This is a genomic window from Streptomyces mutomycini, from assembly GCF_001700505.1.
In the GTDB taxonomy this organism is placed as follows: Bacteria; Actinomycetota; Actinomycetes; order Streptomycetales; family Streptomycetaceae; genus Streptomyces; species Streptomyces mutomycini.
In genome coordinates this window covers 384-835 of sequence record NZ_MAPV01000281.1, presented here as the reverse complement: position 1 = coordinate 835, position 452 = coordinate 384, and the positions used below count along the sequence as shown (strand labels likewise).

1 pseudogene is annotated in these 452 nt (G+C 77.9%); it reads right to left on the bottom strand.

The window, feature by feature from the left end:
* A pseudogene (locus tag BFF76_RS34620) lies at window positions 1-286 on the bottom strand (hypothetical protein); the annotation flags it as partial.
* Window positions 287-452 lie beyond the last annotated feature (166 nt).

Below are 452 nucleotides of genomic sequence, written 5' to 3'. Positions count from 1 at the left end.
CTCCGGAGCCTGTGGATCCGCCTCGGTCCGAGGAGCCCAGAACAGAGACGACGCTGACGACGCGTATCCGGATCAACATCCCGGGCTCGCGTCCGATCCCGCCCGTCGTCATGCGTACGCCGATGAGTGAGACGGACCCGTCCGGCGGGCGTCCGGCCTCCGAGCGGACCGGCAGCACCCCGCGGCCCGGCGCCCCCGCGCCGTCGTCCGGCGGGGCGGCCGCCGAGGCCCCGGCCGAGAAGCCGGCCAGGGAGAAGAGCGGAAGCGACTGGTTCGCCCCGCGCAAGAACCCGGCTCCCGGGCCCGTCGGGGGTGCGGCGCCCGCAGCTTCGGCCGGGGGAGCGCCCGGCCCCGATCAGGGCCCCGGCCCCGGTGGCCCCGCTTCGGGCGGCCCTTCCGGCGTGGGCCGGGATTCAGGGCAGCCGACGCCGCCCCGCCCGGACACGCCGTAC